This is a genomic window from Vibrio sp. PID23_8, from assembly GCF_003584965.1.
GTDB lineage: Bacteria > Pseudomonadota > Gammaproteobacteria > Enterobacterales > Vibrionaceae > Vibrio.
The window spans coordinates 1-14,736 of sequence record NZ_LIXE01000025.1 but is presented as its reverse complement, the minus strand read 5'-3'; the positions used below and the strand labels follow the sequence as shown (position 1 = coordinate 14,736).

At 44.6% G+C, this 14,736-nt stretch carries 12 protein-coding genes and 1 pseudogene; 8 read left to right on the top strand and 5 right to left on the bottom strand.

Annotated features, from left to right (window positions below; genetic code table 11):
• The 5 genes and pseudogenes from AK966_RS20490 to AK966_RS19600 form a co-directional block, all read left to right on the top strand.
• Positions 1-105, top strand: a pseudogene (locus AK966_RS20490) (aconitate hydratase); the annotation flags it as partial.
• A gap of 14 nt (positions 106-119) precedes the next feature.
• A complete protein-coding gene (gene prpF / locus AK966_RS19615) occupies positions 120-1,307 on the top strand; it encodes a 2-methylaconitate cis-trans isomerase PrpF (protein WP_119464767.1) in 1,188 nt (395 codons plus the stop codon).
• A 44-nt stretch (positions 1,308-1,351) separates the two neighbouring features.
• Positions 1,352-3,229 carry a propionyl-CoA synthetase gene (locus tag AK966_RS19610; protein ID WP_119464766.1) on the top strand — a complete coding sequence of 626 codons (1,878 nt, stop codon included), beginning with the start codon at positions 1,352-1,354 and terminating at the stop codon, positions 3,227-3,229.
• A 130-nt stretch (positions 3,230-3,359) separates the two neighbouring features.
• Positions 3,360-3,839 (top strand): GNAT family N-acetyltransferase, encoded by a 480-nt coding sequence (locus AK966_RS19605; protein WP_099081204.1) that lies wholly within the window; start codon positions 3,360-3,362, stop codon positions 3,837-3,839.
• Between the two features lie 221 nt (positions 3,840-4,060).
• Complete coding sequence (locus AK966_RS19600; RefSeq protein WP_119464765.1) at positions 4,061-5,491, top strand: bifunctional NUDIX hydrolase/phosphatase PAP2 family protein; 1,431 nt, start codon at positions 4,061-4,063, stop codon at positions 5,489-5,491.
• Positions 5,492-5,553: 62 nt separating this feature from the next.
• On the opposite strand, the gene AK966_RS19595 is transcribed toward AK966_RS19600, so the two are convergent.
• Positions 5,554-6,363 carry a Cof-type HAD-IIB family hydrolase gene (locus AK966_RS19595; protein WP_099081202.1) on the bottom strand — a complete coding sequence of 270 codons (810 nt, stop codon included), beginning with the start codon at positions 6,361-6,363 and terminating at the stop codon, positions 5,554-5,556.
• Between the two features lie 165 nt (positions 6,364-6,528).
• On the opposite strand from AK966_RS19595, the gene queE reads away from it, so the two are divergent.
• Together queE and queC are read left to right on the top strand one after the other, a co-directional pair.
• Positions 6,529-7,179 carry a 7-carboxy-7-deazaguanine synthase QueE gene (gene queE / locus AK966_RS19590; protein ID WP_182852772.1) on the top strand — a complete coding sequence of 217 codons (651 nt, stop codon included), beginning with the start codon at positions 6,529-6,531 and terminating at the stop codon, positions 7,177-7,179.
• Positions 7,180-7,193: 14 nt separating this feature from the next.
• Positions 7,194-7,877 carry a 7-cyano-7-deazaguanine synthase QueC gene (gene queC, locus AK966_RS19585; RefSeq protein WP_099081201.1) on the top strand — a complete coding sequence of 228 codons (684 nt, stop codon included), beginning with the start codon at positions 7,194-7,196 and terminating at the stop codon, positions 7,875-7,877.
• On the opposite strand, the gene AK966_RS19580 is transcribed toward queC, so the two are convergent.
• From AK966_RS19580 to AK966_RS19565, 4 genes are all read right to left on the bottom strand, one after another.
• A complete protein-coding gene (locus AK966_RS19580) occupies positions 7,864-9,816 on the bottom strand; it encodes a GGDEF domain-containing protein (RefSeq protein ID WP_119464764.1) in 1,953 nt (650 codons plus the stop codon). The genes queC and AK966_RS19580 overlap by 14 nt on opposite strands.
• A 186-nt stretch (positions 9,817-10,002) precedes the next feature.
• Positions 10,003-10,356, bottom strand: coding sequence for a DUF2750 domain-containing protein (locus tag AK966_RS19575; RefSeq protein WP_099081199.1), 354 nt, complete (start codon positions 10,354-10,356; stop codon positions 10,003-10,005).
• A gap of 111 nt (positions 10,357-10,467) precedes the next feature.
• On the bottom strand, positions 10,468-11,082 hold the full coding sequence (locus AK966_RS19570) for an OmpA family protein (RefSeq protein WP_099081198.1): 615 nt from the start codon (positions 11,080-11,082) through the stop codon (positions 10,468-10,470).
• Between the two features lie 2 nt (positions 11,083-11,084).
• Positions 11,085-12,392, bottom strand: a complete 1,308-nt coding sequence (locus AK966_RS19565; RefSeq protein ID WP_099081197.1) for a TolC family outer membrane protein — start codon at positions 12,390-12,392, stop codon at positions 11,085-11,087.
• Positions 12,393-12,790: 398 nt separating this feature from the next.
• Here AK966_RS19565 and AK966_RS19560 point away from each other — a divergent pair.
• On the top strand, positions 12,791-14,736 hold a 1,946-nt coding region (locus AK966_RS19560), incomplete at its 3' end, for an Ig-like domain-containing protein (RefSeq protein ID WP_119464763.1).

Below are 14,736 nucleotides of genomic sequence, written 5' to 3'. Positions count from 1 at the left end.
CTCGATGTGCCGGTCACCTGCCGCTTAGACACGGCCGATGAAGTGCATGTCTACCAAGCGGGCGGGGTACTACAGCGCTTTGCACAAGACTTTTTGGCGCAATAAGGAGAATAAACAAAATGGAAAAAGCAGTACAAAGCCAAATAAAAGTGCCAGCAACGTATATGCGCGGTGGGACGAGCAAGGGCGTATTTTTTTACTTAGAGGATTTGCCATCGGAGGCACAAGTCGCAGGCAAAGAGCGAGACAATCTATTGCTGCGCGTGATTGGCAGCCCTGATCCTTATGCAAAGCAAATCGATGGAATGGGCGGCGCTACGTCAAGTACGAGTAAAGCTGTGATTGTTTCCCGCAGCACTCAGAAGGACCACGATATCGACTACTTGTTTGGCCAAGTATCCATCGATAAGCCATTCGTTGACTGGAGTGGCAACTGTGGAAATTTATCAGCAGCAGTGGGGCCGTTTGCGATTCACTCGGGACTTATCCCTCAAGACCGCATACCAGAAAATGGCATCGTAACAGTGAAAGTATGGCAAGCGAATATCAGTAAAACCATTTTGGTTCATGTGCCAGTAGTGAACGGTTTTGTACAAGAAACTGGGGAATTCGAGCTAGATGGGGTGACTTTCCCTGCGGCAGAAATTCAAGTGGATTTCGTCGACCCTGCGGATGGTGAAGGCAGCATGTTCCCAACCGGGAATTTAGTCGACGATTTGATGGTACCGAATGTCGGTACTTTCAATGCCACCTTTATCAATGCGGGTATACCAACGATATTTGTTGATGCTGATTCGATAGGCTATCAGGGTGCAGAATTGCAAGATGACATCAACAACGATGAAGTCGCATTGGCGATGTTCGAGTCAATCCGAGCTCACGGGGCACTCAAAATGGGGCTGATTACGTCATTAGAAGAAGCGCAAACTCGCCAGCATACGCCTAAAATCGCGTTTGTATCGAAACCTAAAGATTATTTATCTTCGAGTGGCAAGCCGGTAGCTGCTGGAGAAGTGGATGTCCTGGTGCGTGCGCTCTCTATGGGCAAATTACACCACGCAATGATGGGGACGGCGGCAGTGGCCATTGCATCAGCAGCTTGTGTTCCGGGAACCTTGGTAAACTTAGCAGCAGGTGGTGGTGATAAAGAGTCAGTCACCTTTGGCCACCCATCGGGCACACTGAAAGTCGGTGCGAAAGCGAAAGAAACCGATCAAGGCTGGGTGGTAGAGAAAGCCACCATGAGTCGCAGTGCGAGAATACTTATGGAGGGCTTTGTACGTGTACCCTCCACTGTCTTTGGATAATTTATAGCTGAAATTCAACCTCAGGACATACTGGAGGATGCAATATGTCTGCATATCAGAAAGAATACCTTTGGGCACAGACGGAGCCAGAAGCCTTTTGGCGATCCCAGGCAGAGAATATCGACTGGTTTGATGCGCCCAATACCATCTTAAATGCTGATGAACATGGAATTGAACGTTGGTTTCCTGATGGTGTGCTTAATACCTCTTGGCTCGCACTGGATTACCATTGCGAGCAAGGCAGAGGGGACAAAACCGCGCTGATTTATGACTCACCAGTGACAGGCAATAAGCAAAGCTATAGTTACAAAGCGTTGCGTGACCAAGTTGCGAAAGTGGCAGGGATGCTATCTAGCCAAGGAGTGAGGAAAGGCGATCGAGTGGTCATTTATATGCCAATGATCCCAGAGGCAGCAATGGCAATGTTGGCGTGCGCACGTTTAGGCGCGATTCACTCTGTTGTATTTGGCGGGTTTGCGCCCAATGAACTTGCGGTTCGGATCGAAGATGCAGAGCCAAAAGTCATTCTTACGGCCTCTTGTGGGGTTGAAGTTAACAAAGTCATTCCGTACAAGCCGCTCGTTGATCAAGCCATTATGGATAGCCGATGGAAGCCCGAAAAAGTGTTTGTGTTGCAGCGTCCTCAATGTGAGGCAGAGCTGAATTTAGAACGCGATTTAGATTGGCAGCAAGAATACAACAGTGCATTGCCGCACGCTTGCGTACCTGTATTGTCGACCGATCCGCTGTACATCCTATATACATCGGGAACAACAGGTAAGCCGAAAGGAGTTGTACGTGATAACGGTGGTCATGCGGTTGCGATGAAGTACTCAATGACCTCTATTTATGATGTGCATCAGGATGGTGTTTTTTGGGCTGCTTCGGACGTTGGTTGGGTTGTAGGACACTCGTATATTGTGTACGCACCATTGATTCATGGTTGTACAACCGTCCTATTTGAGGGTAAACCTGTTCGTACGCCAGATCCAGGTGCTTTCTGGCGAGTATGCGATGAATACAACGTTGATGTGTTGTTCTCTGCGCCAACGGCGTTTCGAGCAATAAAGAAAGAGGACCCAGATGGCGAGTTCATCAAGCAGTATGATTTATCAAAGCTGAAAACCATCTTTATGGCTGGGGAGCGCTTAGACCCTCCAACATTGGAGTGGGTGGAGTCCAAAACAAATAAACCTGTCATCGATCATTGGTGGCAAACCGAAACGGGCTGGGCTATCGCAGGTAACCCGACAGGTATTGAGATGATGCCAGTAAAAGCCGGTTCGGCAACTAAGCCTATCCCTGGGTATCAGGTAGAGATCCTTAACGAACTTGGGCTTCCTGTTGCAGCAAATCAACAAGGCTTCGTCGCTTTGAAACGGCCGTTACCACCCAGCTGTTTACCGACGATATGGCGTAATCATGACCGATTTGAAACAGGATATTTAAGCCAGTTTCCCGGTTACTACGTTTCCGGAGATGGTGGTTACCTTGATGAAGATGGTTACCTATTTATTATGGGGCGTATCGATGATGTCATTAACGTAGCTGGGCACCGCTTATCAACGGGCGAAATGGAAGAAATTGTCGGTGGGCACCCTGCGATTGCCGAGTGTGCGGTTGTCGGTATCCATGACGAGCTGAAAGGCCAATTGCCGCTTGGTTTTGTGGTGTTAAAAGACGGCATTAAAGTGGATGAGTTAGCTCTGGAAGGAGAGTTGGTCGGTAAGGTTCGTAGTCAGATTGGTGCGGTGGCTTGCTTCAAACATGCATTGGTTGTGGATCGATTGCCAAAAACCCGCTCGGGTAAGATTTTACGTCGTACCATTCGTCAAATTGCTGATGGTGAGAAGTACGCAATTCCTTCTACGATTGATGACCCAAGTAGTTTGAGTGAAATCGAAAGGGTACTCAAGCGTTAGTTAGGTCGTTAATATTATATTTGTTCGCGCCCCGCATCGTATTGGTATTCGGGGCTTTTCTCTTAATCTTGCTTGCCATAAATCATATTTGATAACACACTATGCGGGTTCTTGTTCAGGAATTCTTTCTATGTCGACACTTGTTATCAAACCCGCCTGTTTCAACGATCTAGAGTCTCTCAATGACCTTATGTTTGAACTGCATGATGAACACCACCTGCAATCTCCAGAGCTGTTCAAAACGGCAGAAGAGATTGAGCAAGAAAAAAGCATTGCTCGTTATCTTGATAATCCGGAGTGCTTGGTCTTTGTAGCAAAGGATGAAGATGAAATCATCGGCTTTATTTCAGGTCACTTCTGTGAATTGATCTCTACCGTAAGTAAACCTGTCTTGATGGGTAGTGTTGATGAGTTATACGTATTACCCGATTATCGTAAGCAGGGGGCCGCGAAAGCCTTGATAGATAAGATGGAAGCGACGTTTCTTGATTATGGTGTAAAACAGATGTTTGTCGAAGTATGGGATTTTAACCAAACGGCAATTGCACTGTATCAAAAACATGGTTTTGGTCATCATATCCACTGGTTAAGAAAGTCACTCAACAAGTGATAAGTGTGACGTGATAGGTGCTACTTATAACATGTTTATCTATCCAATCCCAAACCTAGGTCCTTTAGCAAACGTTGTATCAACAATGAGAATGGAAGGGATCGACGTAATTACTTTTGACAGCAAATTAATATAACTGGCAAAATCTCGCACTGTATTTCGGGTTGTGTCTTTTTTTGTCAGAACCATACTGGCGATCATTTTTTAAGGTTGTATTTTTTGTGCTGAGACCGCTATTTATTCTTGTCCTATATTCTCTTTCATTTCTGGTCGCCCCTTTTGCGATAGCAAATCCTTCATCCGATAGTTTGAAAGGTGCCCTTTGTATTGTTCGTGTCGACGACAAAATTGTACTCGTACATGAAGTATTAACGGACAGAATTTCATTACCTGGCGGAACCATTATAGAAGGTGAATCCCCCCAACTAGCGGCACAAAGAGAGACATGGGAAGAGACGGGACTGGTTGTCACCGTAGGTGAAGAACTTGGGCGAACAGAGACGGCAATTTTCTATGATTGTGCATCTGATTCGGATGTGATCGCGTTTTCTATGGAAAATGCGTTAGGTGCCTATGAGCTCCCAACGTGGTTTGCTCCACATTATGGGGTAGAAATTGCGTCTGCGATGTTATTACCTCCTAATGAATTAATTGCTTCGCTGTACCGCTATCCATCACAGTGGAATGACATTCTTCGCTTTTACAATGATGCGACGGACCAATCCGTGGTGTACGTCAACCAGTTGATTGAATCAGCACCTTCATTTAGGCAGTTAGAATTGACTTGGATGGTTGATTTACAAACTTGGGCTAGCTCTTTCTCAGAAAACAGTCGCGCTACCGCATGTGAGATAGCGAAGTTAGTGACCGGATTAACTAATCCTACATTTTTACTGTTTTTATTTCCCTTTGTCATGATGCGATTCGGTATTGGCTTTGTTTATCGCCTGTTTTTTGCTCTGACGGCTACTTCTTTGATGGTGTTAGTCGCACAGCAAGGCTTTGCTTTGCCAAGGCCGCATGTTTATACGCCCATTGCAGAACTTACTCACAGTTTTGGTTTTAGTTTCCCAAGTCTGCCAATCGCGATCTGGTCCTGTGTGGTGACCTTCATCTTCCAAAAGACGCAGCGTTTTGGTATTAACCGAGAAACACTATGTGTCAGCGTTGTAACTTTGTTTGTGATGGCATGTAAGTTCTTTTTGGGTACGGCATTTATTCTGGATATGATGATTGGCGCGGTGTTAGGTGTTTTAGTCGCTTGGCATGTGCTGCGATTGGAAGCCAAGCCTGACATAAATGTCGATCAATTGCTGAGTTCAAAAGGCGTTTGGTTCACCATGACCATAATTACAGCGGTACTCTCCATTCTTTGGCCTCTACCTGTGTTTGTTAGTTGGTTGGCCATCATTATTACCACATCTGCATTGGTCTTGGCTTTTAAGAATACCTCAGCAAGGTTTGATCGCCGTCAGATGCTGTTCGTGATATTGGTATTGTTATTGGTTGATCAATTGTATTTATATTCAGTATCAATGGTGTCATTTAGTGGTTTTTGGTCACTCGTGTTTAAAACGTTACACTACCCAATACTGATGTTACTGTTCATGACTTTGGCGAAGAAACTAACGAGAGACAATAGAACTGAGTAATATCAACGAACCAAAAAGCCTCGTCAATGCGAGGCTTTTTATTGAGCTTAAAACCCTGTCCGTTATGGATTTAACACAAACTTTTCGATCGACCTAGCAACACCGTGATCATCATTACTTTTAGTAATGTAATCTGCGATTTGCTTCGTTTCTTCCATTGCATTTGCCATCGCTATACCAAGACCTGCGTATTGCAGCATGTGGTGATCATTCTCAGCATCACCCATACAAATTACCTCTTCGGCTTTAATACCAAGGTATTCAGCAATAGCAGCAACCCCAATGCCTTTGTTACTTAAAGGGTTAAGGAACTCAAGGAAAAATGGGGCACTCTGTACGACGGTAAACTCTTCACGTAGTTCAGTAGGCAGCGCAGCAATCACATCATTCAGCGTATTAGGCTCGGCAACCATCATTGCTTTAATGATTGGGTGATCGTCTTCCAATGCTTCGAAGTTCATCTCAGTAATTTCTAATCCATTGATTTTTGCTTCGATATCAGTGTAAGGGTTGTTTTCTGTGGTGATTAATCCATGCTCTTGACTGAATGCATGCACGAATGCGCCAAGCTCTTGTGCGTTGCGTGCGATCTTCTTTGCCGCCTTACCATCGATAATTTGTTGATGAATAATTTCATTGGTGCCAATGTTCTTTACCATTGAGCCGTTGTAGTACAAGACAAAATCTTTATCTGAATCAATGCACAGTTCATCGAGCTTATCTTGCATCCCTTCAAGTGGGCGACCAGAAGCGAGAACAACAGTAACACCCGCTGCGCGTGCTTTAGCGATGGCTTGTTTGTTCTCTTCTGAAATTATTTTATCGCTGTTTAGCAACGTGCCATCCATATCGAGGGCGATCAGTTTGTACATCATTACTTACCTTTAAAAATGGGAAACCTGCGTATGAAACTACAAAAAGACCCATTTTAACAATTAATTTTTGGTTTAAATTGACCTGAGTGCGCCTCTCTATTAATGTCTTCGCCTCAAAGTATAATGAGTGGAGTGAGTGCTGCGTTGTATAAGCTAAATGAGATGTTTGAAACCATCCAAGGGGAAGGGGTTTTCACTGGTGTACCTGCAGTTTTTGTGCGCTTGCAAGAGTGCCCAGTGGGGTGTTCTTGGTGTGATACGAAACAAACTTGGTATGCGGAAGCGGAAGATCAGCGTCAGATAGGTGACATCTTAGTGAAAATGGAAGATTCACCAACGTGGTGTTTAGCCTCTGCCGATGACATCGTAGAAGAATATAAAATACAAGGTTTTAACGCGAAGCATATCGTCATCACTGGTGGTGAGCCGTGCATTTACGACTTACGTTCACTCACGGCGGCGTTTGAAGCCATGGGTTGTCAGTGCCAAATTGAAACAAGTGGCACATCGGAAGTTTTGACTTCTGAAAACTCATGGGTGACGGTGTCACCAAAAGTAGCAATGAAGGGTAAGCTTCCTGTACTGAAAAGTGCGTTAGAGCGTGCAAATGAAATTAAGCATCCGGTTGGCACTCAAAAAGACATTGACCAATTAGATGTGTTGCTTACCTCTGCGAAGGTATCAATGAAAACCATCATTGCGCTTCAACCAATCAGCCAAAAGTCTCGCGCAACACAACTGTGTATCGATACGTGTGTTGCTCGCAACTGGCGTTTGTCGATTCAAACTCATAAATACTTAAGTATTGCTTAAGCTTGGAGAATAAAATGAAAAAAGCGGTTGTTGTTTTCAGTGGTGGGCAGGACTCTACAACATGTTTAGTTCAGGCGTTGAAAGAGTTTGATGAAGTTCACGCCATTACATTCGACTATGGTCAACGTCATAAACTAGAGATTGAAGTTGCTGAAAGATTAGCGAAAGATTTGGGTGTCGCTGCACACAAAGTGATGGATGTTGGGTTACTCAATGAGTTGGCAATCAGTTCATTGACGCGTGATGATATTCCTGTCTCTCATGAGTTACAAGAAAACGGTTTGCCAAACTCTTTTGTACCTGGCCGTAATATATTATTCCTAACTTTAGCGGGTATTTACGCATACCAAATTGGTGCAGAAACGGTGATTACAGGTGTGTGTGAGACCGATTTTAGTGGCTACCCAGATTGCCGTGATGAATTTGTTAAAGCAATGAACAGCGCGCTAGTTAAGGGGATGGATCGTCAATTTGAAATCAAAACGCCACTAATGTGGTTAAATAAAGCCGAAACTTGGGCATTGGCTGATCAGTATGATGCCTTGCAACTGGTGCGTGAGAATACGCTTACTTGTTACAACGGCATCATTGGTGACGGTTGTGGCGACTGTCCGTCATGCGATTTACGCAAAGCGGGTTTAGATGATTATTTAAACAATAAAAATGTTGTCATGCAGTCGTTGCTTAAAAAGCAGTAATTGGCAGATCAATAGGTTCGTTATAGGCGTCAACAATGGTATTACGGCCATTCTTCTTCGCCTGATATAAAGCTTGGTCTAAAATCGCATAAAGCTCATCAAAGTTAGTTAGAGCTTTAGATGTCGAAATATAGGCCAAGCTTGCCGTAACGTTGAGTAATTGATTTGTTTTCGTTTTTATCGGCTTCTCTGAAATCGTTTTGTGTAGACTATGCACACGAAATGGCACATCAATATCGTCAACGTTCTTCAATAGTAGAACAAATTCCTCACCACCTAACCGACCCAAGTATTCACCTTTATTGAGCTTAGATCGAAGTGCTTTGCAAACCTGTTTTAATACAAGATCCCCTGTTGGGTGACCGAAGTTATCATTGATCAGCTTAAAGTTGTCTAGATCCAATAACACTAAAACGTAGCGCATATCATCAGTACATTGATAGCATTGAGCCTTGATTTTATCGATTATCGCACTGCGATTGAGTGAACCCGTTAGGCTATCCAAGAGCGATTTGTTACGCGTTTTTCGTTGTACATAGAAGATAGCTAATAGCAGCGTCAACAAACAAAATATCACAAAGATATAGGCGCGTTTCTGTTCGTTAAATTCACTGAACTCAAGTAATTTTAGATTACGTTCATTCGCTATTTTGGTGAGCTGAAGTTCGTACTCATATTCCTTTTTTGTTAGGTCTAGTGCTTCAATCGCTTTGATGTTGTTGCTATCTCGGGTTGCTAACTCAAGGGTAACGTAATTCTCAAAGTGAAAGAGGGCGGATGAAAGATCTTCTGTCTGGCGGTAGCCATGAGACAGTAGAAGTTGCGCTTTCGCTTGTAGAGCATTTGTTGAGTTTTCGCGAGCTAACGTCAAAGCAGCCTTGCCGTGTTCGATTGCCAGGTCCACCATACCGTGCATCAGGTAAGCTTCACCAGCAGCTAGGTGGCTTTCTATTTGTAATCGTTTGTTATTATGCTGCTTTCCAAGCTCAAGTGCTTTCTTTATGTAAGGTACTCCACTTTTAAAATCCCCAGATACTACATACTCAGAACCTAAACCTAAGTAGGTTAAGCCAAGTCCATATGGGTGGTTATGCTTTTCAAGGATCGTCATTGCGTTTTTATAGTGGGTGATCGCTTTGTCTAGTTCATTTTGCTTGCTATACATCGTGGCGAGGCTGTGCTCAACTTGCGCCACCTCTCTTGGCGTCCCATCCAGTTGACGAGCAAGTAACGCTTGAATGAGATATTGCTCAGATTGTTCAAACTGGCCTAATTCAATAAGCAAAACACCGACATCATTATAGACACCAGTTGGGTCACTCTGTGATGGCATTTCTTTAAGTAAGCGGCGATATAACTGCAATGCTGTCTCATACTCGCCTCGAAAATCATAGTTATTGGCGATGACACGCATTGCAAGATCTTCAGGAAAACCTTCATAATGATTGTCCTCTAAGTGATTCGCAAGTGAGGAGCAATAGAAGTTTGCTTTGTGATATTGCCCTTGTCGATTGAGTATGTAACACAAATGAAAATTCATCAGTGCGGTACTTTCAACGTCAGAATACTGTTTAGTGTTTTCCCGTAATGAGGTAAAAATATTTACAGAGGTATCGTAATTACCCTTTTTATATTCTGAGATCGCAAGGATGTACTTTGATTCCAGCTTTGCAAAGCGGTTACCAAGCGCTTGACTGCTACCGTAGTATGGTTGATTGATGTTCGACATGTACTCATAAATCATCCCACTCACATACAATTTTTCATGATTTGTATTAGCAGTGTGGTATCGGTCTTGAAGCATGGCCAATGCAGATTCACTACTCGTTTTAATAGTGGATTGGTAAACGGAATGCCATTGGGTGAAGCGTTGTGAGTCACTTGCGTTTGCTTGGCTGAATAAAAGTAATGAAGCAAGCAAAGAGAGTAGGGGACGCATAGTGATGTAACCTTATATTCTTATTATCACGTTTGGTTCGGTATTATATACCAATGATAAGTTGTGCCAGATAACAAAAGTCGAGAGGAATTGTGGTGGGGTTGACAAAAACGATCCGCTCTGTCGATCTTGAAGCGAAATAAAGAAAAGGTAGGCCTTCGCTGTGATCGCAAAGGCCCTAGATGTTTAGTCGATGTAAAGCTTAGCTAAATCTTGAGGTTCCATTTCTTTACCCTCTAGCTGCGCATTCCAGTTAGTACCAACAAGAACACCATCTTCAGCAAGAGTTAGAAGCCAATCTTCTACAAAGATATCAAGTGGAATTTCTAGGACTTTGAAGTCGGCCCATTCTTCAACATTATGTGCTACTGCATCTTCTTTAGTCGACCAGAAAGGCATGACTTCGCTGTTTTCGAATTCAGTTGAATCGCAAGATAGCCAGCCTTCTTCATTACGCAGACCCCAAACCAATTGGTTTTGTTTAGTTTCAGTAACGAAAAGATCTAAGTTTGCTTGGATATCTGATGTAAGTTTGCTCATTTCAAAACTCTCATTGTTATGACGTGGCTAGATTAGCACTAAAGCGCCGATTCCTAAAGCATAATACGGTTTGCGGAGCTTGAAAAAGAAAAGGAGCCGAAGCTCCTTGCATTAACTTTTTGGAAGAGTGGTAAATATTGACCACTCTTTCTTGACCTCACCTTTGTAGCCGATGACAGAAGCGGTGACACGGCGATTTAGCGCATGGCTTACTTCGTCGGTTCCTGCAGTCGCAAGGTGTGTATCTCCAAAACCGATAATTCGCACACGCTCGGCTGCAATACCATAATTTAACAGCATTTGGCGAACATTCTTGGCACGACGCTCTGAAAGTGTTTGGTTGTGCTCAGTTCCCCCAGTTTTACTTGCATAGCCGCGAAGTTCGATAGTGGTGGTTTTGTACTCTTTAAGAAAGTCGGAAAGTTCGCGGATTTGGCGCTGGAATACAGGTTCGATTTGATCGGAATCGTTGGCAAAGAGAACTCTTACCTGCATTTTTTCTGAAGACTTAATGTATTCACCACAACCATCATTGTCGATTTCTGAACCGATTGGCGTGCCTGGACATAAGTCACGCGTATTGATGACACCATCACTATCATCATCCATCAAATCTGCAATTTGCTCCGCAGTTGGTGCTGGCTGGTAGTCGTATTCCTCCTGCGCTATTGCCGGATATGCCGTTGCCATAACCCCTAAAGCTAATAGAATCTTAATTGCATCCATGCTTAGTACTCCACCTTCTGATTCCACTCTGTTGGTACGTCAACACGCAGGGCGTTTAATAATTGTCCCGTCGCGTTCATGACTCGATACTTCGCATACTGTTCACCGTATTTTGCATCTATGTAATCTTTTCTTGCTTGGAACAATTCATTTTCCGTGTTGAGCAAGTCAAGGAGAGTTCGTTTGCCAATCCGATACTGTTTTTCATAGGCAATGACTGTTTCTGATGTGTAGTCGACGTGATCAGAGAGGAATTCTTTTTGCTGTAGCGTCAGAGCCAATGCGTTCCACGACAACCGTAGTCCTTCTTCGACATTACGATAGGCGCGTTCACGTAAATCTTTTGCTTTATTTAACTGGTATGCAAAACTCTCAGCATTAGCTACATCACTACCACCGTTAAACAGATTGTAGCGCATTCGAATCATTGCGGTGGTTTCATCGCTTTGGCCTTCAAAGCCACCGGCGTCATCACGCCATGTCTGAGCCGCTTCAAGCGAAATCGTTGGGTAGTAAGTCCCTTTTGATTGCTTGTATTGAAACTTTGCTGAGTCGACGTCTGCGATAGATATTTTGATTACTGGGTGGGAATTAAATGCCAAGTTGATCGCATCATCAACCGTATATGGGATGAAGTTTTGATCTGCTCTTGGAAAAATGAGTCCTTGGGGAGATTGACCAACAATACGAGTGAACATTATATGGCTATCAAACAGGTTATTTTGCGCAGCGGCAAGGTTACCGTGAGCTTTTGCTAAACGTGCTTCTACCTGAGTTAAGTCTACGGTAGAGCCGATACCGGAGTCGACGCGCTTTTTAACATTTTGATAGATTTTTTTATGAACTTTCAAGTTGCTTTCTGAAAGCGCTAAAATTTCGTATGCTTTTACCGCATCTAAATACACGTTCGTGACCTCTAGTGCAGTATCTTGTGCGTCAGCAAGTAATTGATAGCGAACAGATTCTGCATCGGCTGCTGTGCGTTCGATGTCATTCAGCGTTGCTGAACCATCCCAAATTAATTGAGACAAAGTAATCGTTGCTTCTTTGCGAGTTAGATCGGTTGAGTCTCTTTGTTCTGCGGGATCGATACCCTCATACCCGATCCCTGCGTCGAGATCGACAGATGGAAGGTATGCACCGCTCGAGGCGTTATTCACATACAACTTGCTCACGTATTCATTGTACGCGCTTTTGATGTCAGGGTTAGTTTTAAGCGTGTTTTCAACCGCTTGCTCTAAAGTTTGCCCTAAAGCAGGGCTAGCGGTGAGTACACCTAAACAAAAGGCGTTGGCATGAGTCCACTTCACTGTGATTCTCCTAAATAAAGTAATGTCAGAGACAAAAATAATTCTTATAAATGAGATGTCTCCATAGGCGTCAATAATTTAACGCACAACGCAGTGCATAATCAACCTTACAATTCATCCACATAGCGTAGTGACGGTAAAAAATTATTAATTATTAAGTGCAAGCGTTGGTTATTCTGAACGGGAATCACTCTTTTAAAGCGTTTTTGAGAATGTCGTTCTTTAAATAAATGCAATTGATTTCGTATTGTTGTCTTGGTGAGTAACATACACAATATGTGACCTGAACGTTATAAATTGGTGTTAAATTACTGTTATTGCGTTATATTATGAGGCAAAATATGTCAAATCATTATTATTAGTCAAAATATTGGCGTAACTTTCGGTTAGGGGTTTAGATGGAACGTACAACCTTGGTATCACTTGGTGAGCAACTCGTTGTAATAGGTTTGGATGGGCAATTAAAAGTCCTTAATGAGAACCAGCAGCCCTTAATAGGGGAAGTTATCATTGCAAAGAATGAGGCAAAGTCAGATGGTTTTCAGGTACAAGTTGTAAATGAAGACGGAATTCGAGATGTTTCTGATGATGTTGCTCAGATCATCGGGGCATTAGAAGCGGGCCAAGATCCTACCTTGCTAGATGAAGACTTTGCACCAGCCGCAGGTCAAAATAATGGCTCTAGTCTGCAAGCAAGCGGAACAATCGACCGAACTGGCGTAGAGTTGCTCGCGGACACCAATTTTGAAACAAGTGGTTTGCAATCTTTGGGTTTATCAGAAACGCAAAGTCTTACTCTGCTCGAACAGTTCAATATTTTTGAACCAATCTTTGTCGATTTAAACAACCAACCTATTGGTGCTGACCTTGAGGTCACTACTGACGAAGATACACCAATCAGCGGCAAACTGAACGCAACTGACGTTGATGGCGACGAGCTGACCTTCAACAAAGGTAGCGATCCGACTAACGGTTCAGTGACGGTAGATACCGACGGTAACTGGACCTACACCCCGAACGACGATTACAACGGCTCAGACAGTTTCACCGTTGAGGTGTCTGACGGCCAAGGTGGTACGGACACGATCACCGTAAATATTGGCGTGACACCAGCGAACGACGATCCTGAAATTGTTGACAGTAATGGCGCGCCGCTTGGTGACGACATCTCAGTTGAAACCCCAGAAGATACGCCAGTCAGCGGCAAACTGAACGCAACTGACGTTGATGGCGACAAGCTGACCTTCAGCAAAGGTAGCGATCCGACTAACGGTTCAGTGACGGTAGATACCGACGGTAACTGGACCTACACCCCGAACGACGATTACAACGGCTCAGACAGTTTCACCGTTGAGGTGTCTGACGGCCAAGGTGGTACGGACACGATCACCGTAAATATTGGCGTGACACCAGCGAACGACGATCCTGAAATTGTTGACAGTAATGGCGCGCCGCTTGGTGACGACATCTCAGTTGAAACCCCAGAAGATACGCCAGTCAGCGGCAAACTGAACGCAACTGACGTTGATGGCGACGAGCTGACCTTCAACAAAGGTAGCGATCCGACTAACGGTTCAGTGACGGTAGATACTGACGGTAACTGGACCTACACCCCGAACGACGATTACAACGGCTCAGACAGTTTCACCGTTGAGGTGTCTGACGGCCAAGGTGGTACGGACACGATCACTGTAAATATTGGCGTGACACCAGCGAACGACGATCCTGAAATCGTTGACAGTAATGGCGCGCCGCTTGGTGACGACATCTCAGTTGAAACCCCAGAAGATACGCCAGTCAGCGGCAAACTGAACGCAACTGACGTTGATGGCGACGAGCTGACCTTCAACAAAGGTAGCGATCCGACTAACGGTTCAGTGACGGTGGACACCGACGGTAACTGGACCTACACCCCGAACGACGATTACAACGGCTCAGACAGTTTCACCGTTGAGGTGTCTGACGGCCAAGGCGGTACGGACACGATCACCGTAAATATTGGCGTGACACCAGTTAATGACCAGCCAACGGTGGACAAAGTCGAGGTGGGTCAGCCGGGCAGCGACGACGATCAAGTAGTGGAAGGCAACGCGCTGAACTTCAACGTCAGCCTGTCGCAAGCGCCGAACAGTGACGCGACCTACACGATTGAACTGCCACTTTCAGACGATGTTGACCTTGCTAACGTCGAGCTGAGCAATGGCGTGACGCTCAACGACGACGGCACCATCACGGTTCTAGCGGGCGTGAAAGATTTCACCATCACCGTACCAACGGTGGACGACACAGAAGTCGAGCTCACGGAAGACTACACCATCAGTGTCGGCGGCAAGGAAAGCACCGG

Excerpts from the sequence above, each read along its gene's own strand:
- prpF (WP_119464767.1), top strand. The coding sequence starts at position 120 with ATGGAAAAAGCAGTACAAAGCCAAATAAAAGTGCCAGCAACGTATATG.
- AK966_RS19610 (WP_119464766.1), top strand. The coding sequence starts at position 1,352 with ATGTCTGCATATCAGAAAGAATACCTTTGGGCACAGACGGAGCCAGAA.
- AK966_RS19605 (WP_099081204.1), top strand. The coding sequence starts at position 3,360 with ATGTCGACACTTGTTATCAAACCCGCCTGTTTCAACGATCTAGAGTCT.
- AK966_RS19595 (WP_099081202.1), bottom strand. The coding sequence starts at position 6,363 with ATGTACAAACTGATCGCCCTCGATATGGATGGCACGTTGCTAAACAGC.
- queE (WP_182852772.1), top strand. The coding sequence starts at position 6,529 with ATGTTTGAAACCATCCAAGGGGAAGGGGTTTTCACTGGTGTACCTGCA.
- queC (WP_099081201.1), top strand. The coding sequence starts at position 7,194 with ATGAAAAAAGCGGTTGTTGTTTTCAGTGGTGGGCAGGACTCTACAACA.
- AK966_RS19580 (WP_119464764.1), bottom strand. The coding sequence starts at position 9,816 with ATGCGTCCCCTACTCTCTTTGCTTGCTTCATTACTTTTATTCAGCCAA.
- AK966_RS19575 (WP_099081199.1), bottom strand. The coding sequence starts at position 10,356 with ATGAGCAAACTTACATCAGATATCCAAGCAAACTTAGATCTTTTCGTT.
- AK966_RS19570 (WP_099081198.1), bottom strand. The coding sequence starts at position 11,082 with ATGGATGCAATTAAGATTCTATTAGCTTTAGGGGTTATGGCAACGGCA.